This window comes from Sphingomonas citri (assembly GCF_019429485.1).
GTDB lineage: Bacteria > Pseudomonadota > Alphaproteobacteria > Sphingomonadales > Sphingomonadaceae > Sphingomonas > Sphingomonas citri.
On sequence record NZ_JAHXZN010000001.1, the window covers coordinates 573,812 to 598,513 of the forward strand.

At 74.0% G+C, this 24,702-nt stretch carries 27 protein-coding genes and 1 pseudogene; 21 read left to right on the top strand and 7 right to left on the bottom strand.

The features are described 5' to 3' along the window. The first annotated feature begins 2 nt into the window (after nt 1-2). From cobN to cobJ, 5 genes are read left to right on the top strand one after another with little or no spacing between them, the layout of a single operon-like run. Complete coding sequence (gene cobN, locus KZ820_RS02845) at nt 3-3,437, top strand: cobaltochelatase subunit CobN (protein ID WP_219747172.1); 3,435 nt, start codon at nt 3-5, stop codon at nt 3,435-3,437. After that, the gene (locus KZ820_RS21725; RefSeq protein ID WP_258047706.1) at nt 3,434-4,720 is read left to right on the top strand and encodes a ferredoxin-like domain-containing protein; all 1,287 of its coding nucleotides are present in this window, start codon (nt 3,434-3,436) and stop codon (nt 4,718-4,720) included. The genes cobN and KZ820_RS21725 overlap by 4 nt, the downstream gene beginning before the upstream one ends. Beyond that, entirely contained in the window at nt 4,721-5,350 is a 630-nt protein-coding gene (locus tag KZ820_RS02855; protein ID WP_219747173.1) for a precorrin-8X methylmutase, read from the top strand. Next, on the top strand, nt 5,347-6,072 hold the full coding sequence (gene cobI, locus KZ820_RS02860) for a precorrin-2 C(20)-methyltransferase (protein WP_219747174.1): 726 nt from the start codon (nt 5,347-5,349) through the stop codon (nt 6,070-6,072). The genes KZ820_RS02855 and cobI overlap by 4 nt, the downstream gene beginning before the upstream one ends. Further along, nucleotides 6,069-6,833, top strand: a complete 765-nt coding sequence (cobJ, locus tag KZ820_RS02865; protein ID WP_308462103.1) for a precorrin-3B C(17)-methyltransferase — start codon at nt 6,069-6,071, stop codon at nt 6,831-6,833. Before cobI ends, cobJ begins: the two co-directional genes overlap by 4 nt. On the opposite strand, the gene KZ820_RS02870 is transcribed toward cobJ, so the two are convergent. Continuing rightward, a complete protein-coding gene (locus KZ820_RS02870) occupies nt 6,809-7,558 on the bottom strand; it encodes a cobalt-precorrin-6A reductase (protein ID WP_219747175.1) in 750 nt (249 codons plus the stop codon). The genes cobJ and KZ820_RS02870 overlap by 25 nt on opposite strands. Between KZ820_RS02870 and cbiE the strand changes: the two genes are divergently transcribed. From cbiE to cobF, 5 genes are read left to right on the top strand one after another with little or no spacing between them, the layout of a single operon-like run. Beyond that, nucleotides 7,557-8,759, top strand: coding sequence for a precorrin-6y C5,15-methyltransferase (decarboxylating) subunit CbiE (gene cbiE / locus KZ820_RS02875; protein WP_219747176.1), 1,203 nt, complete (start codon nt 7,557-7,559; stop codon nt 8,757-8,759). The genes KZ820_RS02870 and cbiE overlap by 2 nt on opposite strands. Next, nucleotides 8,741-9,115: a cobalamin biosynthesis protein gene (locus KZ820_RS02880; RefSeq protein ID WP_308462104.1), complete on the top strand. Its 375-nt coding sequence runs from the start codon at nt 8,741-8,743 to the stop codon at nt 9,113-9,115. Before cbiE ends, KZ820_RS02880 begins: the two co-directional genes overlap by 19 nt. Beyond that, complete coding sequence (cobM, locus tag KZ820_RS02885) at nt 9,112-9,879, top strand: precorrin-4 C(11)-methyltransferase (protein WP_219747177.1); 768 nt, start codon at nt 9,112-9,114, stop codon at nt 9,877-9,879. The genes KZ820_RS02880 and cobM overlap by 4 nt, the downstream gene beginning before the upstream one ends. 11 nt (nt 9,880-9,890) lie before the next feature. Further along, a complete protein-coding gene (locus tag KZ820_RS02890; RefSeq protein WP_219748065.1) occupies nt 9,891-11,180 on the top strand; it encodes a cobyrinic acid a,c-diamide synthase CobB in 1,290 nt (429 codons plus the stop codon). Further along, nucleotides 11,177-11,953, top strand: a complete 777-nt coding sequence (cobF, locus tag KZ820_RS02895) for a precorrin-6A synthase (deacetylating) (RefSeq protein WP_219747178.1) — start codon at nt 11,177-11,179, stop codon at nt 11,951-11,953. Before KZ820_RS02890 ends, cobF begins: the two co-directional genes overlap by 4 nt. On the opposite strand, the gene KZ820_RS02900 is transcribed toward cobF, so the two are convergent. Continuing rightward, on the bottom strand, nt 11,895-12,470 hold the full coding sequence (locus KZ820_RS02900; protein ID WP_219747179.1) for a histidine phosphatase family protein: 576 nt from the start codon (nt 12,468-12,470) through the stop codon (nt 11,895-11,897). The genes cobF and KZ820_RS02900 overlap by 59 nt on opposite strands. A 196-nt stretch (nt 12,471-12,666) precedes the next feature. Here KZ820_RS02900 and KZ820_RS02905 point away from each other — a divergent pair, with 196 nt between their 5' ends. The 7 genes from KZ820_RS02905 to cobS are packed head-to-tail and all read left to right on the top strand — an operon-like array spanning nt 12,667 to nt 16,912. Beyond that, complete coding sequence (locus KZ820_RS02905) at nt 12,667-12,894, top strand: CbtB domain-containing protein (protein WP_219747180.1); 228 nt, start codon at nt 12,667-12,669, stop codon at nt 12,892-12,894. Between the two features lie 15 nt (nt 12,895-12,909). Further along, the gene (locus KZ820_RS02910) at nt 12,910-13,620 is read left to right on the top strand and encodes a CbtA family protein (protein ID WP_258047709.1); all 711 of its coding nucleotides are present in this window, start codon (nt 12,910-12,912) and stop codon (nt 13,618-13,620) included. Continuing rightward, nucleotides 13,617-14,219 (top strand): cob(I)yrinic acid a,c-diamide adenosyltransferase, encoded by a 603-nt coding sequence (gene cobO, locus KZ820_RS02915; RefSeq protein ID WP_219747181.1) that lies wholly within the window; start codon nt 13,617-13,619, stop codon nt 14,217-14,219. The genes KZ820_RS02910 and cobO overlap by 4 nt, the downstream gene beginning before the upstream one ends. Continuing rightward, nucleotides 14,219-14,632 (top strand): DUF1636 domain-containing protein, encoded by a 414-nt coding sequence (locus tag KZ820_RS02920; RefSeq protein WP_219747182.1) that lies wholly within the window; start codon nt 14,219-14,221, stop codon nt 14,630-14,632. The genes cobO and KZ820_RS02920 overlap by 1 nt, the downstream gene beginning before the upstream one ends. Further along, on the top strand, nt 14,629-15,642 hold the full coding sequence (cobT, locus tag KZ820_RS02925) for a nicotinate-nucleotide--dimethylbenzimidazole phosphoribosyltransferase (RefSeq protein ID WP_219747183.1): 1,014 nt from the start codon (nt 14,629-14,631) through the stop codon (nt 15,640-15,642). Before KZ820_RS02920 ends, cobT begins: the two co-directional genes overlap by 4 nt. Continuing rightward, on the top strand, nt 15,639-16,205 hold the full coding sequence (locus tag KZ820_RS02930) for a histidine phosphatase family protein (RefSeq protein WP_308462105.1): 567 nt from the start codon (nt 15,639-15,641) through the stop codon (nt 16,203-16,205). The genes cobT and KZ820_RS02930 overlap by 4 nt, the downstream gene beginning before the upstream one ends. Further along, nucleotides 16,205-16,912, top strand: coding sequence for an adenosylcobinamide-GDP ribazoletransferase (gene cobS, locus KZ820_RS02935; protein WP_219748068.1), 708 nt, complete (start codon nt 16,205-16,207; stop codon nt 16,910-16,912). The genes KZ820_RS02930 and cobS overlap by 1 nt, the downstream gene beginning before the upstream one ends. Before the next feature lie 31 nt (nt 16,913-16,943). Here cobS and KZ820_RS02940 read toward each other — a convergent pair whose 3' ends face one another. The 4 genes and pseudogenes from KZ820_RS02940 to KZ820_RS02950 all read right to left on the bottom strand — a co-directional run bounded on the left by KZ820_RS02940 (nt 16,944) and on the right by KZ820_RS02950 (nt 20,696). Beyond that, nucleotides 16,944-18,407, bottom strand: a complete 1,464-nt coding sequence (locus KZ820_RS02940; protein WP_219747184.1) for a cobyric acid synthase — start codon at nt 18,405-18,407, stop codon at nt 16,944-16,946. Then, complete coding sequence (gene cbiB / locus KZ820_RS02945) at nt 18,395-19,303, bottom strand: adenosylcobinamide-phosphate synthase CbiB (RefSeq protein WP_258047848.1); 909 nt, start codon at nt 19,301-19,303, stop codon at nt 18,395-18,397. The genes KZ820_RS02940 and cbiB overlap by 13 nt, the downstream gene beginning before the upstream one ends. A gap of 243 nt (nt 19,304-19,546) precedes the next feature. Then, nucleotides 19,547-19,681 (bottom strand): annotated as a pseudogene (locus KZ820_RS22360) (adenosylcobinamide-phosphate synthase CbiB); the annotation flags it as partial. Next, complete coding sequence (locus tag KZ820_RS02950) at nt 19,674-20,696, bottom strand: aminotransferase class I/II-fold pyridoxal phosphate-dependent enzyme (protein ID WP_219747186.1); 1,023 nt, start codon at nt 20,694-20,696, stop codon at nt 19,674-19,676. The gene KZ820_RS02950 and the pseudogene KZ820_RS22360, both read right to left, overlap by 8 nt. 54 nt (nt 20,697-20,750) lie before the next feature. On the opposite strand from KZ820_RS02950, the gene cobU reads away from it, so the two are divergent. After that, complete coding sequence (gene cobU, locus KZ820_RS02955; RefSeq protein WP_219747187.1) at nt 20,751-21,266, top strand: bifunctional adenosylcobinamide kinase/adenosylcobinamide-phosphate guanylyltransferase; 516 nt, start codon at nt 20,751-20,753, stop codon at nt 21,264-21,266. A 195-nt stretch (nt 21,267-21,461) separates the two neighbouring features. Here cobU and KZ820_RS02960 read toward each other — a convergent pair whose 3' ends face one another. Continuing rightward, entirely contained in the window at nt 21,462-22,949 is a 1,488-nt protein-coding gene (locus tag KZ820_RS02960; RefSeq protein ID WP_219747188.1) for a replicative DNA helicase, read from the bottom strand. 106 nt (nt 22,950-23,055) lie between these two features. Between KZ820_RS02960 and KZ820_RS02965 the strand changes: the two genes are divergently transcribed. Genes KZ820_RS02965 through KZ820_RS02975 form a run of 3 tightly spaced genes read left to right on the top strand, consistent with a single transcriptional unit; the run spans nt 23,056 to nt 24,682 of the window. Continuing rightward, the gene (locus tag KZ820_RS02965; RefSeq protein ID WP_219747189.1) at nt 23,056-23,538 is read left to right on the top strand and encodes a UPF0262 family protein; all 483 of its coding nucleotides are present in this window, start codon (nt 23,056-23,058) and stop codon (nt 23,536-23,538) included. 32 nt (nt 23,539-23,570) lie between these two features. Continuing rightward, complete coding sequence (locus tag KZ820_RS02970; RefSeq protein ID WP_219747190.1) at nt 23,571-24,224, top strand: glycoside hydrolase family 25 protein; 654 nt, start codon at nt 23,571-23,573, stop codon at nt 24,222-24,224. After that, on the top strand, nt 24,221-24,682 hold the full coding sequence (locus KZ820_RS02975; RefSeq protein ID WP_219747191.1) for a cytidine deaminase: 462 nt from the start codon (nt 24,221-24,223) through the stop codon (nt 24,680-24,682). The genes KZ820_RS02970 and KZ820_RS02975 overlap by 4 nt, the downstream gene beginning before the upstream one ends. The last annotated feature ends 20 nt before the right edge of the window (nt 24,683-24,702 follow it).

The following is a 24,702-nucleotide window of genomic DNA, read 5'->3' on the forward strand; positions in this document are numbered from 1 at the left end:
CCATGCACGTCCTCTTCCGCGAGACGCACGGGCTCGACGCGGCGGCCGCGCCGCGCGACCTCGCGCAGTCGCCCGCCGACCTCGTCGTCCTGTCCTTCTCGGACAGCGACTTGCAGGCCTTCGCCGCCGGCTGGCACGCCGCCGCGGCGAGCGGTGCTGCGCTGCCGTCGCTGCGGCTCGCCAACCTCGCCGAGCTGACGCACCCGCTCTCGGTCGACACCTATGTCGAGGCGACGCTGGCGCACGCGCGCGCGATCCTGGTGCGGCTGATCGGTGGACGCTCCTATTGGAGCTACGGGCTGCAGCAACTCACGCGTGTGGCGCAGGAGCGCGGCATCGCGCTGGCGGTGCTCGCCGCGGACGGGCGCGAAGACGCGGCGCTCGACGCCGCCTCGACGTTGCCGCTGGCCGAGCTGCGCGGTCTGGCCCGGCACTGCGACGCGGGCGGCGCCGAGGCGGCGCGTGCCGCGCTGGCGCTGCTCGCGCGCGCCGCCGGGCTCGACGCCACGCTGCCGGAGGAGGCGTTGCCGCTCGCCGCGGTGGGCGCCTGGGCGGACGGTGCGGCGCCCACCTGCCCCGCCGCGCTCGCCTTCGCGCTGGAGCGGCCGCGTGCGCTGATCGTCTTCTATCGTTCCTATCTGCTCGCCGGCGATGTCGCGCCCGTCGCGGCGCTGAGCCAGGCGCTCGCCGCGCGCGGGCTGCCGGCGGCGGCGCTATTCGTTCCCTCCCTCAAGGCGCCCGAGGCACGCGGCTGGCTGCGCCGCTGGGTCGCCGCGCTCGCGCCCGAGGCGATCGTCAGCGCCACCGCCTTCGCGGCGGGCGACGCCGAGGATCCTTCCCCGCTCGATTCCGCTGGCTCTCCGATTTTCCAGGTGGCGCTGGCGACGTCCGAACGACGCGACTGGGCCGAGACGGCGCGCGGACTCTCGCCCGCCGATCTCGCGATGCACGTCGTGCTGCCCGAGGTGGACGGTCGGATCTTCGCGGGCGTGGCGAGCTTCAAGGACGCAGGCCGTCGCGACCCCGCGCTGGAGTTCGCGCGACGGGCGCATCGACCCGACGCTGATCGGGTTCGCGTGATCGCGGACCGGGTGGCAGGCTGGGTCGCGCTCGGGCGGAGGCCGCGCGGCGAGCGGCGGGTCGCGTTGGTACTCTCGACCTATCCGGGCAAGAGCTACCAGCTGGCGCACGCGGTCGGCCTCGACCCGCTCACCTCGGCCGAGGCGATGCTGCGCGACCTGGCCGAGGCGGGCTATGCCGCCGAGAGTGGCGGGCTTGAGGCGCTGTGTGGGGTGAGTGAGGATATCGCTCCACCCTCTTCGGTTCCCCGGCATAGGCCGGGGCCCAAATGGGATGACCTTCGTGACACGGGCGCAGCGTCCCCCAACTGGGCCCCGGCCTCCGCCGGCGCACGGGGCGAGGAGGAAGCGGCCCCAACGAAGCCGAACGCCGCTGCGGTCTCCTACCTGCCCTGGCCGCTCGCCGACTACGAGCGCGCCCTGGCGACGCTCCCCCGCATTCTCCAGGAGTCGTTGACGGCCACCTGGGGTGTTCCCGTCGACGATCCCGCCGTCGCCGGTGGCCACTTCCACTTCGCCGCGACCGAGCGCGGCCACGTCCTCGTCGCGCTCCAGCCCGAGCGCGGTGACCCGCGCGCGCGCGGCGACGACTATCACGACGTCGCGCGCGTGCCGCGCCATGCCTATGTCGCCTTCTACCTCTGGCTGCGCGCGCGCGGGATCGACGCGATCGTCCATGTCGGCGCGCACGGAACGCTGGAGTGGCTGCCGGGAAAATCGGTGGCGCTGTCGGACGCGTGCTGGCCCGAGGCACTGATCGGTGCGACCCCGCTGATCTATCCCTTCATCGTCAACGATCCCGGTGAGGCCGCGCAGGCCAAGCGCCGCGCCGCCGCCGTGACACTCGGGCACCTGCCCCCGCCGCTCGTGCGCGCCGAGGCGGGTGCGGGGCTCGGACGGCTCGAGCTGCTGCTTGACGAATTCTCCGCCGCCGACGGGCTCGATCCGGCGCGGCGCGCGCGGCTGATCGGCGACATCGCCGACGAGGCAGCGGCGACCGGGCTCGCCGCCGAGCTCGACCTCGCCGCCTGCGCCGGCGACGCCGAGCGGGTCACCCGCATCGATGCCTTCGTCTGCGACGTGAAGGACGCGCGCTTCGGCGACGGGCTGCACGTCTACGGCCGCGGCGAGAGCGGCGCGAGCGAGCGCGCCGGACTGCTCGCGGCGCTGGACGGCCGGCGCGTCGCGGCAGGGCCGGCGGGCTCGCCCGCGCGGGGCGCCGCGGTGCTGCCGACCGGGCGCAACCTGTACGGCGTCGACCCGCGTGCCACGCCGTCGCGCGCGGCGCATCGGCAGGGCGTCGCGCTCGCCGAGGAGCTGCTGCGCCGCCACCTGCAGGACGAGGGCGATTATCCGCGGACGCTGGTGGTGGACCTGTGGGGCTCGGCGACGATGCGCACCGCGGGCGAGGAGTTCGCGATGGCGCTCCACCTCCTCGGCGCCGCGCCGCTGTGGGATCATGACTCCGATCGCGTGACAGGAATCGAGATCCTGCCGCTGGCGCTGCTCGACCGGCCGCGGATCGACGTGACGCTGCGGATTTCGGGCCTGTTCCGCGACACCTTCCCGACGCTCTGCGCCCTGTTCGGCCAGGCCGTGCGCGCGCTGCACGGGCGCGACGAGCCGCGCGACCGCAATCCCTTCGCCGGCGCGGCGGCCGAGCCGCGCGTCTATGGCCCGGCGCCCGGTGGCTATGGCGTCGCGCTCGGCGACAGCGTCGAGCGCTACGACGAGCCGGGGCGCGCCGCCGCCGGCGAGCGGTGGCTCGCCGCCTCGTCCCACGCCTATGACGACGCCGTCGCGACGCCAGCGGGGCGCGACGACGCCGCCGGCCTGCGCCGCCGTGTCGCCGCGGCCGAGGCGCTGGTCCATCCGCACGACCTGCCCGAGAGCGACCTGCTCACCGCGGCGGACGTCGCCGCGCATATCGGCGGCTTCGCGGCGGCCAAGGCCGCGCTCGGCAGTGAGGCGCGGTTGCTGCACCTCGACAGTCGCGACCCGACGCGCCCACGCGCGCGGGCTGTGGGCGAGGAGATCGCTCGGGTGATGCGCGCGCGCGCCGGCAACCCGCGCTGGCTCGCCGGCATGATGCGCCACGGCTACCGCGGGGCGGCCGAGATCGCGGCGACGCTCGACCATCTCGCCGCCTTCGCCCATCTCGCGCGAGTCGTCCCGCCCGCGCTGCTCGACCTCTACCACGATGCCACCCTCGGCGATGCGGCAGTGCGCGCCTTCCTCGCCGACGCGAACCCGGCGGCGCTGGCAGCGATGGAAGCCCGTTTCCGCGCGCTGCACCGCTCGGGGCTGTGGCCCACGCGGCGCAACGCGATCGTCGCCGCGCTCGGGGACGCGGCATGAGCGCGGTGCGCGGCTGGTGCCCGAGCGCGTGGCGGCCGATGCTGGCGGGTGACGGCTTGCTGCTCCGCATCCGGCCGCCGCTGGCGCGGCTGACACGCGCGCAGGCGCTGCTCGTCGCCGGACTGGCGACAGCCTATGGCAACGGTGCGATCGACCTCACGCGTCGCGCCGCGCTTCAACTGCGCGGTTTCGACGCGGCGGGCTGGCGCGTGGCGATAGATCGGCTGGTGCCCGCCGGGTTGATCGATCCCGATCCCGCGATCGAGGCGTTCGCGCTGACGGTGGCGCCGAACTGGCGAGAGGGCGACGACACGCATCGGGTCGCGCACGCGCTGACGGCGCGGCGGACTGAGCTGCCACCGCTCCCGGCCAAGTTCGGGATCGCGGTCGACGCGGGTCCACGCTCGGTGCTGGGCGACACGCCAGCGGACCTGCGGGTGGAACGCGGCGGCGACGGCGGGCTGATCCTGCGCGCAGACGGGCGAGCGACCGGCGTGCGCCTGAAATGTGGGCAAGAGGTCGAGGCGATCGTGGCGCTCGCGGAGTGGTTCGGCGCGAGCGGCGGAGCGGCAGCGGGGCGAATGGCGCGGCATGCGGCGGTGCTGCCGGACTGGGCTGCTGGCGTCGTCGCGCCGCTCGTGGGCGAGTCGGAGAGCGAGCAGGTAGCGCCGCGCTACGGTCGCCTCACGGGCGCTGAGTTGGCATCGCTCGCCGCCGGGATCGAAGCGCTGCGGGTCACCCCGTGGCGCTCGCTGCTGCTGGAGCGTGACGCGGCACGTGTGCCGGCACCCCCAATTTCTTCCGACCTCCTCCCGGTGCAGGGAAGGTGGCAGGCCGAAGGCCTGCCGGAGGGGCGTCGCGGGCTGGGAATGTCGCTGGACTCACCGGAGGCGCCCCTCCTCCACCAGCCTTCGGCTGGCCCCCACCCCCTTGCAGGGGAGGATGAGGTTCGCGTCAGCGGCCCGGCACCAGTACACACACGCTGGCTTCACGCTTCAGCAACTGCCCCTTGCAACGTTACCGCCTGCGTCGGGGCACCCGCCTGTCCACAGGCGAGCGTCGTCACCCGCGCGCTCGCCGACCGGCTCGCCGCGACACGGGTGGGCGGCCCGATCCACGTTTCCGGCTGTGCCAAGGGCTGCGCCCGGAGCGCACCCGCGGCGCTCACGATCGTGGGGCGCGGCGGTCGCTACGACCTCGTGCGCGACGGGCGTGCCGACTCGCCCCCCTTGCTCCGCGACCTCACCGCCGCGGCGCTGCTCGACCATCTCGGAGCCGATTGAATGCGACCCGCCTATGAGACCGATGGCGCGACGATCTACCGCCAGTCCTTCGCCATCATCCGCGCCGAGGCCGAGCTCGCGCCCTTCTCCGCCGAGGAGGAACCCGTCGCGGTGCGGATGATCCACGCCGCGGGCCTGGTCGCCCTCGCCGGCGACATCCGCTTCTCGCCCGGCTTCGCCACCGCCGCCCGGACGGCGCTCGCGGCGGGCGCACCGATCCTGTGCGACGCGCGCATGGTGAGCGAGGGGGTCACGCGCGCGCGGCTGCCGGCCGACAATGCGGTGATCTGCACGCTGCACGATCCCGCGGTGCCGCCGCTCGCCGCGGCCCTGCACACCACGCGCTCCGCCGCTGCGCTGGAACTGTGGCGCCCCCACCTCGCCGGTGCGCTGGTGGCGATCGGCAACGCGCCGACCGCGCTGTTCCACCTGCTCGCCATGCTCAACGACCCGGCCTGCCCGCGCCCCGCCGCGATCATCGGCTGCCCGGTCGGCTTCGTCGGCGCGGCCGAGTCGAAGGAGGCGCTGTGGTGCGAGGCGCCCGTGCCCTGCGCGATCGTGACGGGGCGGCTCGGCGGCAGCGCGATCACGGTCGCCGCGGTCAACGCGCTGGCGAGCGCGGCCGAGTGAGCGCGGGCACGATCCACGGCGTCGGGCTCGGACCGGGGGCGGCGGACCTGATGAGCGTCCGCGCCGACCGGCTGGTGCGCGGCGCGCGCCACCTCGCCTTCTTCCGCAAGCGCGGGCGGCCCGGCCACGCGCGCCGGCTGGTGGAGGGCATGCTCCGCCCCGATGTCGTCGAATATGCGATGGAGTATCCGGTCACGACCGAGCTGGCGGTGAGCGATCCGGCCTATAACGCGCAGCTCGCCGCTTTCTACGCCGAGAGCGCCGCGCACCTCGAAGCGCTCGCCCGCGCCGGCGAGGAGGTGGTGGTGTTGTGCGAGGGTGACCCGTTCTTCTACGGCTCGTTCATGCACCTGCACGCGCGGCTCGCGGGCGCGGTGCCGGTCGCGGTGGTGCCGGGCGTCACCGGCATGTCGGGGGCGTGGACCGCCAGCGGCGCGCCGATCACCTGGGGCGACGACGTGCTCACCGTCGCCACCGCGACCCTGCCCGAGGCCGAGCTGACGCGTCGGGTAAGCGATACCGACGCGCTGGTGGTGATGAAGGTCGGCCGCCATCTGCCCAAGCTGCGTCGCGCGCTCGCCGCCGCTGGGCGCGAGGGCGCGGCCTGGCTGGTCGAGCACGCCGCCATGCCCGAGCAGCGGGTGGTCCCGCTCGCCGAGGCGGGTGAGACCGCACCCTATTTCGCGATCGTGCTCGTCCACGGTCAGGGGCGGCGCCCGTGACCGCTGCGGTGAGCGCAGGCTGGCTCGCCATCGCGGGGCTCGGGCCGGGCGACGAAGCGCTCGTCACCCCCGAGGTGAGCGCGGCGCTCGCCGCGGCGAGCGACGTCATCGGCTATATCCCGTATGTCCGCCGCGTCGCACCGCGCGCCGGGCTGACCCGCCACGAATCGGACAATCGCGTCGAGCTGGATCGCGCGCGCCACGCTCTGTCGCTCGCCGCGGGCGGCGCGCGCGTGGTCGTGGTGTCGTCGGGCGATCCTGGCGTGTTCGCGATGGCGTCGGCGGTGTTCGAGGCGATCGAGGCGGGCGAGCCGAGCTGGCGCGGGCTCGACGTGCGCGTGCTGCCCGGGATCACCGCGATGCTCGCCGCCAGCGCGCGCGCCGGTGCGCCGCTCGGTCATGACTTCTGCGCGATCAACCTGTCGGACAATCTCAAGCCCGCCGCGCTGATCGAGCGTCGCCTGCGGCTGGCCGCGGAGGCAGACTTCGCGATCGCGCTCTACAACCCGCGCTCTGTCGCGCGCCCGGACGGGCTCGATCAGGCGCTCGCGGTGCTGCGCGCCGCCTGTGTCGACTCGCGCCCGGTGCTGTTCGCACGCGCCGTGGCGACGCCGGCGGAATCGCTGCGGGTCGTTCCGCTGCCGCAGGCGCGCGGCGAGATGGCCGACATGCGGACGCTGGTGATCGTGGGGTCCAGCCGGACGCGGCTGATCGAACGCCCGGGCGCGCCCTGGCTCTACACGCCGCGGTCGGCGGCGTGATCGAGCCAGTCGAGCACGGCGGCGACGCTCCCGCACGTCCGCCGCGGCGGCAGCGCGGGGCGGTCGATCATCAGCACCGGCAGGCCGAGCGCGCGCGCCGCGACGAGCTTGGCCACGGCCCCCTCACCGCCCGCGTTCTTGCAGATGATCAGCTCGGTGCCGTGCGCCTCCAGCAGCCGCCGGTCCCCTGCAGCGGTGAACGGGCCGCGATCGATCACCAGCCGGTGATGCGCGAGCCCGGGCGCGCGCTCGGGCGGGTCGACGAAGCGGAGCAGATAATCGTGCTGCGGCCGCGCCGCGAAACGCTCGACGTGCATTCGCCCGAGCGCGAGCATGATGCGGCGCGGCGGTCCGTCGAGCGCGGCGACCGCGGCGTCGAGGTCGGCGACGTGCGTCCAACGGTCACCTGCGCCGGCCTGCCACGGCGGCCGGGTCAGTGCGACCAGCGGCACCCCCGCCTGCTCGGCGGCGGCGACCGCATTGGCGCTGATCCGTGCGGCGAAGGGATGGGTGGCGTCGACGACATAAGTGACCTGCTCGGCGCGCAGCCAGCCGGCGAGCCCCGCGACGCCACCGAACCCGCCGACGCGCACCGGCACCGGCTGCGCGCGCGGACACGCGGTGCGGCCGGCGTAGCTCAGCGTCGCGCGGAATCCTCGATCCGCGACCGCGGCGGCGAGCGCGCTCGCCTCGGTGGTGCCACCGAGGATGAGGAGGTGCGGCATGGCTGAGCGGAGTCCGTGGCTGACGATCGTGGGGATCGGCGAGGATGGACCGGCAGGGCTGTGTGCCGCAAGCCGCGCCGCGCTCGAGACCGCCACGTACGTGACTGGCGCCCCGCGCCAGCTCGCGCTGCTGCCCGAGCTGACGGCGACGAGGGAGGCGTGGCCGGTCCCGTTCGTCGATGGGATCGAGCGGCTGCTGGCGCGGCGCGGCCGACCGACGGTGATGCTCGCCTCGGGCGACCCGTTCTGGTTCGGTGCCGGCGGCACGGTCACCGCGCTGCTGGCGCGCGACGAGTGGGTCGCGCATCCCGCACGCTCGACCTTCGCGCTGGCGGCGGCACGGCTCGGCTGGCGGCTGGAGGAGACCGCCTGCCTCGGATTGCATGCCGCGCCGCTCGGCCGGCTTCGCCCGCTGCTCGCGCCGGGCGAGCGCGCGATCGTGCTGGTGCGCGACGGTGACGCCGCCGTCGAGGTGGCCCGCTATCTCGTCGCACAGGGCTTCGGCGCGAGCGCGGTGACGGTGCTGGAAGCGCTCGGCGGCGCGCGCGAGCGGGTACGCACGACCAGCGCGGCGGCCGGGGACCTCGACGATGTCGCGCACCCGGTCGCACTCGCCATCGCGGTGGCGGGCGACGGCCGCGTCATGCCGCGCGCGAGCGGGCTTGCCGACGACTGGTTCGCACACGACGGCCAGCTCACCAAGCGCCCGCAGCGCGCGCTGGCGCTGTCCGCGCTCGCGCCGCGCGCGGGCAAGCTGCTGTGGGACATCGGCGCGGGCTCGGGCTCGATCGCGATCGAGTGGCTGCTCGCACATCCGCGCACCGCGGCCGTGGCGATCGAGCGCGACCCGGTCCGCGCCGCCCGCGCCCGCGTCAACGCCGACTCGCTCGGAGTAGACCGCCTGCGGCTGGTCGAGGGCGCGGCGCCCGGGGTGCTGGCAGAGCTGCCCCTGCCAGACGCGGTGTTCGTCGGCGGCGGCCTCTGCGACGCGCTGCTCGACTGGTTGTTCGACTCGCTGCCTACCGGCACCCGCCTCGTGGCGCACGCGGTGACGCTCGAGTCGGAAGCGCTGCTCGCCGCACGGCACGCGCAGCATGGCGGCGCCCTGCTGCGGGTCGAGCTGGCCGAGGCGGCCGCGCTCGGCACGCGGCGCGGCTGGCGCGCCAGCTTCCCGATCGTGCAGTGGAGCGTGACGCTGTGATCGTCGCCGGCTTCGGCTGCCGTGCCAGCGCCACCGCCGAGTCGCTCGCCGCCGCTTTCGTCGCCGCGGCGCAGGGGCGATCGGTCGACCGACTCGCCGCCCCGGAAGACCGCATCGCGCTGCTGGCACCGCTCGCGCGCGCGCTCGACCTGCCCATCGTCCCGGTGACGGATGCGGCGCTCGCAGCGACCGTCACGCCGACGCGCTCGCCTCCTAGCTTCATCGCACGCGGCACCGGCAGCGTCGCCGAGGCGGCCGCGCTCCACGCCGCCGGTCCGGGCGCCCGCCTGCTCACGACGCGGCTCGTCTCCCCCGATCGACGCGCCACCTGCGCGCTCGCCCAAGGAACCTCATGACCGTTCATTTCATCGGCGCCGGTCCCGGCGCGCCCGACCTGCTGACGCTGCGGGGCCGCGACCTGATCGCCGCCGCGCCGGTATGTCTCTTCGCCGGCTCGCTCGTCCCGGCCGCGATACTGCGCCACTGTCCGGCCGGCGCTCGGATCGTCGACACCGCACCGCTGTCGCTGGACCAGATCGTCGCCGAGATCGTCGCGGCGCATGCCGCGGGGCAGGACGTGGCGCGGCTCCACTCGGGTGACCTGTCGGTCTGGTCGGCGATGGGCGAACAGCTGCGTCGGCTTCGCGCGCTCGGGATCCCGGTCACCGTGACACCGGGCGTCCCGGCGTTCGCGGCCGCGGCTGCCGCGCTGGAGAGCGAGCTGACGCTGCCCGGCCTCGCGCAATCGGTGGTGCTCACCCGCACGCCCGGGCGGGCCAGCGCTATGCCTCCGTCGGAGACGCTCGCCGCCTTCGCCGCGACTGGGGCGACCTTGGCAATCCATCTCTCGATCCATCGCCTCACCGAGGTGGTGGAAACGTTGTTGCCGACCCACGGTGGCGACTGCCCCGCCGCGATAGTGTGGCGCGCAAGCTGGCCCGACGAGCGCGTGATACGCGCGACACTCGCGACACTCGTCGACTCCGCCGCGGGCGGGCCCGAGCGCACCGCGCTGATCCTGGTAGGCCGCGTGCTCGGCGCCGAGCGTTTCGACGAGAGCCGGCTCTACGCGCCCGACTATGACCGCCGCTTCCGCCCCGCCGCCGGACCGGCGGCGTGACACAGGGTCTGATGATCGCCGCACCCGCCTCGGGCAGCGGCAAGACCACGGTGATGCTCGGACTGCTCCGCGCGTTCGCTGAGGCTAGCGTGACCGTTCAACCCTACAAGAGCGGCCCCGACTATATCGATCCCGCCTTCCATCGCGCCGCGTGCGGGCGCGACTCGTACAATCTCGACGGCTGGGCGATGCCGGGCGCGCTGCTCGACTCGCTCGCCGCGCGCGCGGCCGACGCCGAGCTGGCGCTGGCCGAGGCCTCCATGGGGTTGTTCGACGGCGTGGCGGCACCGGGACAGACCGGCACCGGCGCGGGGGCGGAGATCGCGCGGCGGTTCGGCTGGCCGGTCGTGCTGGTGCTCGACGTGAGCGGCCAGGCGCAGTCCGCCGCCGCGACCGCACTGGGCTTCGCGACGCTCGATCCCGAAGTACGGATCGCCGGCGTGATCCTCAACCGCGTGGCGAGCGCGCGACACGAGCGGCTCGCGCGCGCGGGCATGGCAGCGGCGGGGATCGCGGTGCTCGGCGCGCTGCCCCGCGCGCGCGCGCTGCGCCTGCCCGAGCGCCACCTCGGCCTCGTCCAGGCGGACGAGCATGCCGACCTGGAGGAGCGGATCGCCGCGCACGCCGCCTTCATCCGCGCTCACCTCGACCTGAAAGCCCTGCGCGCCCTGGCCGCGGGCGGGCATGCCGAGGCGGCTACGTCTCGGATCGACCCGCCGGCGCAGCGGATCGCGCTCGCGCAGGATGCGGCCTTCTCCTTCATCTACCCGCACCTGCTGAGCGGCTGGCGCGCGGCGGGGGCGACGCTGCTCCCCTTCTCGCCGCTCGCCGACGAGCCGCCCGACTCGGACGCCGACCTCGTCTGGCTGCCCGGCGGCTATCCCGAGCTCCACGCCGGCCGAATCGCCGCAAGCGAGCGCTTCCTCGCGGGACTGCGCGCACACGCCGAGACGCGCCCCGTTCACGGCGAGTGCGGCGGGTATATGGTGCTGGGCGAGGCGCTGGTCGACGCGGACGGCACGCATCATCGCATGGCGGGGCTGCTCGGGCTGGTGACGAGCTACGCGACGCGGCGGCTGCACCTCGGCTACCGTCGCGCGACGCTGACGCGGCGACTCGGTGCCTTCGCGCCCGGCACGACGCTGTGCGGGCACGAATTCCATTATTCCTCGATCCTGGCCCAGCCCGACCCGCCGCTCGCGACGGTGACGGACGCGGACGGCGTCGCGGTGGCGGAAACCGGCTCGGCGCGCGCGCACGTCAGCGGCAGCTTCTTCCATCTGATCGCGGCGGCACGATGATCGCGCTGAGCCTCATCGGGATCGGCACCGGCAACCCCGACCATCTCACCCGCGCGGCCAAGGCGGCGATGCGCGCGGCCGACCTGATCCTGCTGCCGCGCAAGCGCGCCGAGACCGCCGAGCTGCTCGACCTGCGCGCGGCGATCTGTGCCGCGGTGGTCGGCGGGACGGTACCGACCGCGACCTTCGACATACCCGGGCGCGACCCGGTGCTGCCCTATCTCGACGGCGTCGCGGCCTGGCACGATGCCATCGCGGCGGCGTGGTGCGCGGCGATCACGCGCCACCTGCCCGACGGCGGCCGCGTGGCGCTGCTCGTCTGGGGCGACCCCTCGCTCTACGACAGCAGCCTGCGCATCGCCGCGCGGCTCGGTGCCGGCGCGATGCCGGTGACCGTGGAGGTCGTGCCCGGCATCACCAGCCTCCAGGCGCTCGCCGCGGCGCACGCCGTCCCGCTCACTGCGCTCGGCGCCCCCTTGCTCGTCACCACCGGGCGCCGGCTCACCGCCGAGGGATGGCCCGCCGGGATCGAGATGGTGGCGGTGATGCTCGACTCGGTCTGCGCATTCGAGCGGCTGAATCCGGCGGGCACGACGATCTGGTGGGGCGCCTATCTCGGCATGGCGCAGCAGTCCTTGCTCGCCGGTCCGCTCGGCGCGACGGCGCCAGCGATCCGCGACGAGCGTACATTGCTGCGCGCGCGGCACGGCTGGATCATGGACTGCTATCTGCTCCGCCGCGACGCAGCTCGCGCAGTCGCCAGCGATCGGTGAACGACAGCGCCACGGTGGCGAGCGGCGCGACGTCGATCGCCAGCGTCGCCGCGACCGGCAGCGCCAGCGCGTGCGCCAGCGCGGCGCGGATCACCGCGGCATGGGTTACTGCCAGCCACCTTCCCTCGCCCCTCGCGGCGAGCGGGTCGAGCCACGCGCCGACCCGCGCGCGCACCGCCTCCAGCGACTCGCCGCCCGGTGCGCCGCGCTCGGGGGCCGCGATCCACGCCGCGAGCTCTACCGCGGGCAGCATCGCCAACGCGCGGCCACGCCAGGCGCCGGCGTCCTGGTCGGCCAGCGCCGGCTCGTCCGCCGCGGACAAGGCGAGCGCCGCGGCCGTCTCGCGCGCGGAGCGTTCCGGCGCGACGACGCAGCGCCACGACGCCGCCGTGCCGAGCCGCAGCGCCTGTACCTTGGCGAGGCCAGCGGGGTCGAGCGCGTCGTCGGGCGCGGCGAACCGCGCGGCGCGCGTCGCCTCGCTGGCGCCGGCGCAGAGCAGCAGCAGGCGAACGGTCACGATGGGCTCCTGCTCGGTTGACGCGGTGCCGCGCAGCCGCCACAGCTGCGTGCCTCAGCACCGGGCGGGAAGCCGGTGAGACTCCGGCGCGGTCGCGCCACTGTGATCGACGGCCCCTGCGCTGTCGAGAGTCAGACCCCGCCCGACGCATCAACCCGCTATTCCGGGCGCGCTTCCCCGGACTGGAGCCGAACCGATGACCAGCCGCGTCGCCGCGCGCCCTCTCGCCGCCCCCGCACCTTCTCCCGCCGGTGCGATCCCGCTCGCCGATATTGCGCCCTGGGCCGTCTTCGCCGCGATCGTGGCGCTGATCCTGCTCTACTTCGTCAGCACCGAGCAGGGCGCCTTCGCGTTGTTCAAGGGCATGTACGTCCACGAGCTCGTCCATGACGGGCGGCACCTGCTCGGCTTTCCCTGCCACTAGGCGCAAGGTGTCATCATGACAGGGCTGCTGCTCTGGCGGGGCATGCTCGCCGGCCTCGCCGGCGCGTTCGTCGCCGCCACCTTCGCACTGATCGTCGCCGAGCCGTACGTCGATGCTGCTATCGCCTTCGAGGCGCGCCACGCCGCTCACGCGGGCGGGGTCGAGCTGGTCTCGCGCGCGACGCAGAAGACGCTGGGCCTGTACACCGCGATGATGCTCTACGGCACCGCGCTGGGCGGGCTGCTCGCCATCGTGGTGGCGGCGTGCCACGGCCGGGTCGGTGCGATCCCGCCGCGCGCGCTGGCTGTGCTGCTCGCCGCGCTCGCCTGCGTCGTGCTGGTGCTCGCGCCCGCGCTCAAATACCCACCGACGCCGCCGGCTGTGGGCCTCCACGAGACGGTGCGGCTGCGCACCGGCGCTTTCCTCGGGATGCTGGCGGGTTCGCTGCTCGCCGCGCTCGCCGGCGCGTGGGCGGCGCAGCGGCTCGGCGCGGTGCTGACGCGGCTCGATCGCTGGCTCGCGGGCGGGCTGGTCTATCTCGCCGCCGTCGCGCTGGTCGCCGCGCTGTTGCCGCATGTCGACGAAGTGCCCGCCGACTTCCCCGCCTCGCTGCTGTGGCAATATCGCGTCGCCGCGATCGCCGGGCAGATGATCTTCTGGCTCGTCACCGCCGAGCTGTTCGGCCGGCTCGCCCAGCCGCTGCTCGCGCCGAGGGTGTCACGATGACCGCCGCCGAGCAGCGCCACACCGAGAAGATGCGCCGGGTGCAGGCGAGCCGGCGCGCGATGATGGCGACCAAGACGCAGGAGAAAGGTCTGCTGATCGTCCACACCGGCGCGGGCAAGGGCAAGACCACCGCCGCCTTCGGCATGGCGATCCGCACGATCGGCCACGGCATGCGCGTCGGCATCGTCCAGTTCGTCAAGGGCGCGATGACGACGGGCGAGCGCGCGGTGTTCGACGCCTTCCCCGATCTCGTCACCTTCCGCGCGATGGGCGAGGGCTTCACTTGGGATACGCAGGATCGCGCCCGCGACGTCGCGGTCGCGCGCGCCGCGTGGGACGAGGTGGCGCGGATGGTCGCCGATCCGTCCTATGCGATGGTGATCGCGGACGAACTCAACATCGTCCTGCGCTACGATTATCTGCAGGTCGCCGACGTGCTCGCGGTCGCCGCCGTGCGGCCGGCGATGACGCATCTCGTCGTCACCGGGCGAAACGCGCCCGCCGCGCTGATCGAGGCCGCCGACCTCGTCACCGAGATGACCCAGGTCAAACACCCGTTCCGCGGTGGGGTGAAGGCGCAGCCGGGAGTGGAGTTCTGATGGTCACGCTTCGCCCCGCCGCGCCGGGCACATCGGTCGTGGCGTGCAACACCTGCCGCCACAGCGCCGAGGCACGCGAGGACGGCGCCGGCGCGCGCGGCGGTGCGCGGCTCGCCGCCGCGCTGCGCGCGCTGCAGGCGAGCGACCCGGCCTATGCCGCGGTGTCGGTCGAGGAGATGCCGTGCCTGTTCGCGTGCGGCGACTTCTGCACCGTCCACCTGCGCGCGCCGGGCAAGGTCGGCTATGTCCTCGGCCGCTTCGCCCCCGGGGACGACGCCGCGCGCGCGATCCTCGACTATGCCGCGCGCTACGCCGCCAGCGAGACCGGCCAGGTGCCGTTCAACGAGTGGCCCGCCGGCGTGAAGGGGCATTTCCTCACCCGCACGCCGCCGGAGGGATTCGTCGTCGCATGATCCGGCTCGACACGCCCGCCGCCCTCGACGCCGCGCTGCGCGCCCTTCCCGCCCCCGACGCGAGCGCGCGCGCGGCCGCGGCGGCGCGGCAGGCGGAGCTGACCAAGCCGCGCGGCTCGCTCGGCCGGCTCGAGGAGATCGCGCTGTTCATGGCGGGCTGGCAGGGCCGCGCCATCCCGAAGCTGGAGCGCGGCCGCGTCGCGATCTTCGCGGGCAACCACGGCGTCGCCGCGCGCGGCGTGAGCGCCTTCCCGCCCGAGGTCACCGCTCAGATGGTGGCGAACTTCGCCGCGGGAGGTGCCGCGATCAACGCGCTCGCCGCCGCCGCCGGGCTGGAGCTGACCGTCACCGCGCTCGAGCTCGACCGCCCGACCGACGACATCGCCGAGACCGCGGCGATGAGCGAGGCCGAGTGCGGCGAGGCATTGATGGCGGGCGTCGCGGCGGTCGAGCCCGGGCTCGACCTGCTCGTCCCCGGCGAGATGGGCATCGCCAACTCCACCGTCGCCGCCGCGCTCTGCGCCGCAGCACTGGGTGGCGACGCGGCCGACTGGGTCGGCCCCGGCAGCGGCGTCAGTGGCGCGGCGGCGACGGCCAAGATCGACGCGGTCGCGCGCGCGCTGACGCGTCACCGCGCCCGGGCCAACACGCCGTTCGAGGCGCTGCGCCGGCTCGGAGGGCGCGAACTCGCCGCCATGGCCGGCGCGGTGATCGCGGCGCGCCACGCCCGCGTGCCGGTGCTGCTCGACGGCTTCATCGCCACCGCCCCGCTCGCGCCGCTGGCCGTCGCGGCGCCGACGATCACCGACCATTGCCTCCCCGGCCATCGCTCGGCCGAGCCGGGGCACGCGCGGCTGCTCGCCGGGCTCGGTCTCGCCCCGCTGCTCGCGCTCGACCTGCGGCTGGGCGAGGCGAGCGGCGGCGCGGTCGCGGCCGCGGTGGTCCGCGCCGCGCTCACCGCGCACGAGCGCATGGCGACCTTCGCCGACGCCGGGGTGAGCGCGGGGTGAGCGCCCCGGTCACGCTCCACCTGATGCGCCACGGCGCCACGGCTCGGTCCGGGTACCTCAACGGCCGCAGCGACGTGCCCGTCACCGCCGCCGGACTGGCGAGCTGCGTCGCCGCGGCCACGACGCTCCGCTTCGAACGCGTGGTGGGCTCGGACCTGGCGCGCGCGCGCGACTGCGCCGCCGCGATCGCGCGTGTGGCCGAGGTGCCGGTCGGCACGGACGCGCGCTGGCGTGAGCTCGACTTCGGCCACTGGGACGGCCGCCACCCCGACACGCTCGACCCGGAACAGCTCGCCGCCTTCTGGGCCGACCCGGACGGCGCCGCCCCGCCCGGCGGCGAGCGCTGGTCGACGCTCACCGCGCGCGTCGGGGCGGCGCTGGAGTCGCTGCCTCCCGACACACTCGTCCTCACCCATGCCGGCGCGATCCGCGCCGCCCTGGCGGTCGCGTGCGGGCTCGACTCTCGCCAGGTGTGGATGTTCGACCTGCCCCATGCCGCGACGGTGACGCTGCGACGCTGGCCAGGCGCGGCGCCGGTGACCCAGATCACCGCGCTGCGATGATCCGCGCGCTCGTCGTCGCGCTCGGCTTCCTCACGCGGCTGCCGCTGCCGCGCGTGGAGGTGAGCGAGCACGAGTGGGCGGCCTCGATCCGCTGCTACCCGATCGCTGGCCTGATCGTCGGCGCGATCGTCGCGGCGGCGAGCGCCCTTGGGGCCACGCGCGACCCATGGCTCGGCGCGTTGGCGGCGCTGGTCAGCTGGGTCGCACTCACGGGCGCGCTCCACCTCGACGGGCTGAGCGACCTCGCCGACGCGCTGGGCGCCGCGCACGGCGATCGCGCGCGGCTGCTGCGCGTCCTCGCCGAGCCGCAGGTGGGAAGCTTCGGCGTGGTCGCGATCACGCTCCAGCTGCTCGCCAAAGTGGTGCTGCTCTACGCGCTGCCGCCCGGCGGCTGGTGGACGCTGCCGCTGGTCGCCGCAGCGGCGCGGGTGGGGCCGCTCGCCTGGGCGCGCTGGCTGCCGCCGCTCAAGCCCGGGCTCGGCGCCACGCTGGCGAAGGCGGTGCGCGTCCGTGACCTCTCCGGCTGGGCGGCGCTGCTGCTCGCCGCGGGAATGTTGCGGCCGGCGCTGCTCACCGCGCTGCCGCTGATCGGTCTGTACGGCTGGTGGCTGAAGCGGCGGCTCGGCGGGATCAACGGCGACGCGCACGGCGCCGGGGTCGAGCTCGTCGAGACCGGGCTCCTCGTGACGGTCGTCGCGCTGGGCTGAGCGCCGGCACCCGCGCGGGAGCCCCCCACCCTCACTCCGCTCCCGCCTCGCTCGCCAGCGCCAGCAACGCATTCAGATCGAGATGCCGCTCCAGCGTGACCGCGATCGAATCGAGTGCCGCGTCGACGTCGGCGCGATGATCGCCTCCGCTGCCGGCGACGCCGAGCGGCGCGAGCCACGCGCGGCGCTGCTCGGCGAGCGCGAACAGCCCGTGGACATAGGTGCCTGCCACCAACCCATCGGGCGAGGCCGCGCCATCCTGGCGACCGTCCTCGAACACTACCGGCGCGCGCGCGGCATCGGCCCCAGCGGTAAAGCCGAGGTGCATCTCATAGCCCTCGAAGCGAGCGCCGCGTGTATGGCCGGCGACGGCGACGAGCCGCTTGTCTCCGCCCAACGTCGTGATGACGTCGAGCAGACCGAGCCCCTCGACCGTCTCCGCCGGCCCCTCGATGCCGCAGGGATCGGCGACGCTGCGGCCGAGCATCTGATAGCCGCCGCACAGCCCGAGCACCGGTCGGCCCCGGCGGACATGCGCGCGCACGTCGATGTCCCAACCCTCGCGCCGGAGCGCGCGCAGGTCGGCGATCGTCGCCTTGGAGCCGGCCAGCACGATCAGCGCCGCCTCGACGGGGATCGGCGTACCCGGCGGCACCATCACCAGCTCGACCTCGGGCTCCAGCCGCAACGGGTCGAGATCGTCGAAATTGGCGATGTGCGGCGTGATCGGGCATGCGACCATGATCCGCCCGCCCGCCGTGGCAGGGGCGCGCTGGAGCACCACCGCGTCCTCGCTCGGCAGCCGCCGCGCCTCGGCGAGCCAGGGCACGACGCCATAGCCGCGCCAGCCGCTGTGCTGCTCGATCGCGCGATAGCCGTCCTCGAACAGCGCGGGATCACCGCGGAACTTGTTGACGAGGAAGCCGCGCACCATCGCGGCGTCGGCGGGATCGATCACCGCGCGGGTGCCGACCAGCGCGGCGATCACGCCGCCGCGGTCGATGTCGCCGACGAGCACGACGGGCACGTCGGCGGCGCGCGCGAAGCCCATGTTGGCGATATCGCCCGCGCGCAGGTTGATCTCCGCGGGCGAGCCGGCGCCCTCGACCAGGACGAGGTCGGCGCCGCGCGCGAGCCGGCGGTAGCTCGCCAGCACCTCGTCGAGCAGTCCCTCGCGGCCTTGGCGCCACTCGCTCGCCCGCAGCACGCCGCGGACGCGGCCGCCCACGATCAGCTGCGAGGTGCGGTCGCCCTGCGGCTTGAGCAGCACCGGGTTCATGTCGCTGTGCGGCGCCACCCGCGCGGCGAGCGCCTGGGTCGCCTGCGCGCGCCCGATCTCGCCGCCATCGGCGGTGACCGCCGCATTGGTCGACATGTTCTGCGGCTTGAATGGACGTACCGACAGGCCCCGCTTGGCGAAGGCGCGGCACAGTCCCGCGACGAGCACCGACTTGCCGACGTCGGACCCGGTGCCCTGCAGCATCAGCGCGCCCATGCGACCGCCCCCGCCAGGCACCACAGCAGCAGACAGCCGCGGCGGTAGACCACCAGCGCGCGCCGGATGTCGCGCGCGTCGAGATCGGCAGGACCATCTCCGATCCACGGCTTGTCCGCGATCGCGCCGTCGTAGGCCGCCGGGCCGGCGAGCCGCACGCCGAGCACGCCCGCCATCGCCGCCTCGGTCCAGCCGGCGTTGGGCGAGGCGTGGCGGCGCGAGTCGCGCCACAGTACGCGCCAGCCGCCCCCGCCCGCGACGCACAGCAGCGCGCCGCCCACCCGGGCGGGCAACCAGTTGGCGAGATCATCGGTACGCGCCGCCGCCCAGCCGAAGGCGCGCCAGCGCGGCTCGCGATGGCCGATCAGGCTGTCGGCGGTGTTGACCGCCTTGTAGCCCCACAGGCCCGCGGGTCCGAGCAGCAACAGCCAGAACAGCGGCGCGGCGACGGCGTCGCAGAAGCTCTCGGCGAGGCTCTCGACCGCGGCGCGCGCCACGCCGGCCTCGTCCAGCGCGGCGGTGTCGCGCCCGACGATGCGCCCGACCGCGACGCGCGCGGCGGCGAGATCATCGTTTTCGAGCGCCGTCGCGACGGGGCGGACATGATCGTCGAGGCTGCGCTGCGCGAGCCCGGGCCAGGCGAGCAGCGCCACGGCGAGCCATGCCGGCGCACCGAGCGTCGCGCGCAGGCCGCGCTCGGCCAGCCAAGCGGTGCCGGCGGCGAGGACGACGGCGGCGACGAGAGTGACGGCGCCGAGCAGGCGACGTCGGCGGCGTTGCGCGGGGGTGAGATGGTCGGGCTCGTCGGTAGGGTCGTACGATATTGCTTCGGTTCCGCGGTCTACGACGGGCGTTATGTGATTGCCGCGCTGCCTCCCCGCGTTGCCCCGGCGCAAGCCGGAGCCGAGTCGGGTGAATTCCCGCGGCTCATGCGAAACTGCAGTCACTTCGATCGAGGTGGCATACGACATGCCTTTACCTTCGGCTGACGCCGGTGGAACGGCGGCGCTCCGCGCATCCTCGTCAAGCGATGAACTCGCGGACGGGTGGATCCCGGACCAAGTCCGGCATGACGGAGGAGAAAGCGGCGGTGGCTGGGCCGCCGTCGCCCGCTCGATGACGGGAGGAACCACCACCGCGTTCCATCGCCGCTCTCCCGCCGCGATCACGCGCGCGATCGCGCCCACCGGATGCCCCACGCGCGCGTAGAGCCACGCCGGCCAGCCCAGCGCCGCGTCGAGCGCGAGCGCCACCAAGGCGACCGGCTCAGCGATCGCCGAGCGCCGCGTCGAGCCGGGCGAGCGCCGCCGCGTCGCCCGGCAGGCCGATACGCAGCCGCTCGGGCGCCTCGTTGAACGGGCGCAGCAGGATGCCTGCGCGCGCGAGCCGCTCGAACAGCAGCGGCGCGTCCTGTCGCTCGACCAAGCGGAACAAGGGGCAGGCGCCGGTCGGCGCGAGATCGTGCGCGGCCAGCACGGCGTCCAGCGCCGCTGACGCCGTCACCAGCCGCTCGCGAGTCGCCGCTATCCAGGCGGTGTCGCGATAGGCCGCGGTGCCGATGCGCAACGCGGCGGTCGAGACCGGCCAGCTGCCGAGCCGCGCCGCCAGCGCGCCGACCAGCGCCGCCCCGCCCGCGGCGAAGCCGAGCCGCACGCCGGCGAGCCCGAAGAACTTGCCGAAGGAGCGGAACACCAGGACGCGGTCGTCGCGAGCCAGCAGCGGCAGCACGCTGGCGCCGGCCACCGAATCGGCGAAGGCTTCGTCGACCACCAGCACCCCACCCCGCTCGGCGAGCGCCTGGGCCAATTCAAGCAGTCGTGCGGCGGGCCAGCAGCGGCCGTCGGGATTGTTGGGATTGGCGAGCAGCAGTGTGCCGCCTCCATGAGCGACCGCCCCGACCGCGGCGACCCCGATCGTCGCCGCGCCGGGCAGCGCCGCCACATGGGTGCGGTAGCTCGGCGCGACGACGTGCCACGGCCTGGGCAGCGCCAGACCGGCGAGCGCGCGCAACCCGATCTCGCTGCCTGGCAGTGCGGTGATGGCCGTCTCCTTCGCATCGAACGCGGCCGCGGCGGCATATCGGAGCGCGTCCAGTTCGGCTGGGGACGGCAGCGCGCGCAGCGCGGCCAGCGGCACGTCCGCGCCGTCCCAGGCGAAGGGGTTGATCCCGGTGGAGAGATCGAGCCATGGCGCGGGCGCGTCGGGGTACAGACGCGCGGCGGCATCGGCGCGCCCGCCGTGATAGGTCAGCGCGGCGGCGGGCGCGGGATGAGGATCGGTCAGTAGCATCGGCGACCCTCGTCTTTCACCAGCCGGGCGAGCGAACACAAGGCGGGAGTGACGATGACCGAGGCGCGCGTGACACTGGTGCTGGGGGGTGCACGCTCGGGGAAGAGCCGCCACGCCCAGGCGCTCGCCGAGGCGACCGGCGGCGCGCTCGTCTTCGTCGCGACGGCGCAGGCGCTCGACGAGGAGATGCGCGCGCGCGTGGCGCAGCACCGCGCCGACCGCGACCCGCGCTGGCGCACGGTGGAGGCGCCGCTCTCGCTGGCCGAGACGATCGTGGCGGAGGGGCGACCGGGGTCGGTGCTGCTGGTCGACTGTCTCACGCTCTGGGCGTCGAACCTGCTGCTCGGCGAGGAAGATGCCGCGATGGCGCTGGAGGCGCTCGACGCGACGCTACGCGAGACGGCGGCGCGGGTCGTCCTGGTGGCGAACGAGGTCGGGCTCGGCATCGTCCCCGACAACGCGCTGGCGCGACGCTTCCGCGACCTGGCGGGGACGATCAACCAGCGCGTCGCCGCGCGCGCAGACCGCGTCGTGTTCGTCGCCGCCGGGCTGCCGCTGGTGCTCAAGTAACGGGAAGTGGCTCGCCCCTTCCCTCGACCTCGGCCGGAGCTCGCCCCGATGTCATCCTGGACCTGGTCCGGCATGACAGAGGGCGGGCGCTACTTCCGCGCCACCCGAGGTGCTCCTGCGCTCGCAGGAGCGCAGAGCCGCACGCGTCGCCCTCCATGACGCCGGGCTCCTGCTTCCGCAGGAGCCCACCACCGCTCAATAACCGGCGTAGTCCGAGAAGCGCGTGATCGTCGGGTCGAACTTGAGCACTACCTTGCCTGTCGCACCGTGGCGCTGCTTGGCGACGATGAGCTCGGCGAGACCGTAGACACGCTCCATGTCCGCCGCCCAGCGCGCGTGATCCTCGAAGACGTTGGCCGAATCGCCCTCCATCGGCCGCTTGGGCTCGCGCTGCGCGGTGTAATAATCCTCGCGGTACACGAACCACACCATATCGGCGTCCTGCTCGATCGAGCCCGACTCGCGCAGGTCGGAGAGCATCGGGCGCTTGTCCTCGCGCTGCTCTACCGCGCGGCTCAGCTGCGACAGCGCCAGCACCGGCACGTTCATGTCCTTGGCCAGTGTCTTCAGCCCGCGGCTGATCTCGGAGATCTCCTGCACGCGGTTGCCGTCGCCCTTGCCGGAGCCCGAGAGCAGCTGGAGATAGTCCACCACCACCAGCCCGATCTCGTTGTTGTGGCGGCGCTGCAGCCGGCGCACGCGGGTGTGGAGCGCGCCGATCGAGAGGCCGCCGGTGTCGTCGATGAAGAAGGGCAGGTTCTCCAGCTCGGCGGCGGCGGCGGCGAGCTGCTCGAACTCGGTCTTGCTGATCTTGCCCATGCGCAGCGCCTCGGAGCTGATCCGCGACTGTTCGGCGAGGATACGCGTGGCGAGCTGGTCCGCGCTCATCTCGAGGCTGAAGAAGGCCACCTTGGCACCGACCGACTTGGCCGGCGGGATGCCGTCGCGCATGTCGCGCATCCAGCGCTGCGCCGCGTTGAACGCGATATTGGTGGCGAGCGAGGTCTTGCCCATGCCGGGCCGGCCGGCGAGGATCATTAGGTCCGAGTGGTGCATGCCGCCGATCTTGGCATTGACCGAGTCGAGCCCGGTGGTGACGCCGGAGAGGTTGCCGCCCCAGTTGAGCGCGCGCTCCGCCATCTTCACCGCCGCGGTGCTCGCCTGGGCGAAGCTCTTCACCGCATTCTCGGTGCCCCCGTCGGCGGCGACGCGGAACAGCTCCTCCTCGGCGGCCTCGATCTGGGCGCGCGGGTTGACCTCCTCGCTGGTGTCCATCGCGCGATCCACCATCGTGTGGCCGACCGAGACGAGCGCGCGCAACAGCGCGAGATCGTAGATCTGCTGCGCGAACTGGCGCGCGCCGATCAGCCCGGCACCCGAGCCGGTCAGCCCGGCGAGATAGCCGACGCCGCCCAGCTCCTTGATCCCCTCGTCCGCCTCGAACATCGGGCGCAGCGTCACCGGGGTAGCGAGCATGTCGGTGGCGCGCAGCGACTTGATGGCGGCGAAGATGCGGCCGTGGACCGGCTCGTAGAAATGCTGCGGCTCGAGCCGGTCGACGATGTCGTCGGCGAGGCGATTGTCGATCATCATCGCCCCCAGCATCGCCGCCTCGGCCTCGACGTTGCGCGGCAGGTGGACGGGCTCGGGCGATGCCGGCGGTGCGAATGCTAGGGTGGCCATCCGACGGCCTATACGCGCCCGACGCGGCGAGCGGAACGGCACGGGCGGTGGAACCTGTGGATGACTCGATTGTGACGGCGCGACATCGCCTCTATCGAGCGGGCGCATGGCCGATCCGCGGATCATCGACATCGAGCTGGACGAACGCACCATCCTGTGGCGCTCGGCCGACATCGAGCAGGAGCGTCGGATCGCCATCTTCGACCTGATCGAAGACAATCACTTCGCCCCGCAGCGGGTGCAGCCCGACGGCTATGCCGGCCCGTATAAGGTGCGGCTCTCGGTCGAGGAGGGTCGGCTGGCGCTGGCGATCCGCCGCGCCGACGACGCGCCGCTCGAGACCCTGGTGCTGGGGCTCGCGCGATTTCGCCGGCCGATCAGAGATTATTTCGCGATCTGCGACAGTTACTATCAGGCAATCCGCCAATCGACGCCGCAGCAGATCGAGACGGTAGACATGGCCCGGCGCGCCATCCACAATGAGGCGGCCGACCTGCTGCGCGAGCGGCTCGACGGCAAGGTGGCGATCGACTTCGACACCGCGCGGCGTCTCTTCACGCTGATCTGCGTTCTTCATATCAAGGCATAAGTTTTATCATGTGGGGTTTGGGAAGGATCTTCTTGATTCTGGGTGCGATCGCGCTCGCGGGTGTGGCCGCGTGGCAGGTCGCGCTGCGTTGGCGACCGGCGGTCGAGCGCTATCCGGTGCAGGGCGTCGACGTGTCCGAGGCGACCGGCGACGTCGTCTGGCCGGTCCTCAAGGGCGAGGGCGCCGACTTCGGCTATGCCGTGGCGACCAGCGGCGCGCGGACGCGCGACCGCGCCTTCCAGACCAACTGGGACGAGATGGCGCGTGCCGGGCTACGCCGCGGCGCGATCCACGTCTTCTCCTTCTGCCAGTCGCCGCGCGCGCAGGCCGACTCGTTCAACACCGTGGTGCCGCGCGACCCCGCGGCGCTGCCGGTGGCGATCTCGTTCCGCTACGCCGAGGACTGCCCCGACCGCCCGGAGCGCGCCGCGCTGGTGGCGGGCGTGGCCGACATGATCGCACGGATCGAGACCCACACGGGCAAGCCGGTGGTGCTCAAGGTGGCGCGCGACGTCGAGCGCGACTATCGCCTGACCGAGGCGTTCGACCGGCCGCTCTGGGCGGTCGGCAACTTCCTCCGTCCCGGCTATGGCGCGCGGGTGTGGCGGATGTGGCGCGCGACCGACCTGCGCCGCGTCGACGGCGTCGACGGGCCGGTCAACTGGGACGTGGTGGAGCTGGGATGAGCGAGCGGAATCAGGATCAGGCGCGGCAGCTGATCGCGGCGGCGCGCGCGGCGGCGGTGCACGCGCACGCGCCCTACTCGCGCTTCGCCGTCGGTGCCGCGGTGCTGCTCGACGACGGCAGCATGGTGACCGGCGCGAACGTCGAGAACGCCAGCTATGGCCTGTCGCTCTGCGCCGAGACGGTGGCGATCGCGACCGTCTCCGCCTCGGGCCGGTTGCGCCGCGTGGTGGCGGTGGGCGTCATTGGCGGCGCGATGGACTCGACCGGCCGCGCCACCGGACACGCGCCGGTGCGGCCGTGCGGTCGCTGCCGCCAGGTGCTAAACGAGGCGGCGCAGCTGAGCGGACGCGATCTCACGGTCCACTGCGCCGGCGCCGAGGGAGAGGCGGTGGCCAGCTATCGCCTATCCGAGCTGCTGCCGGATGCTTTCGGGCCGAGTGACCTGGGGGTGCGCTGAGCGGGTGGCGCGACCGATGC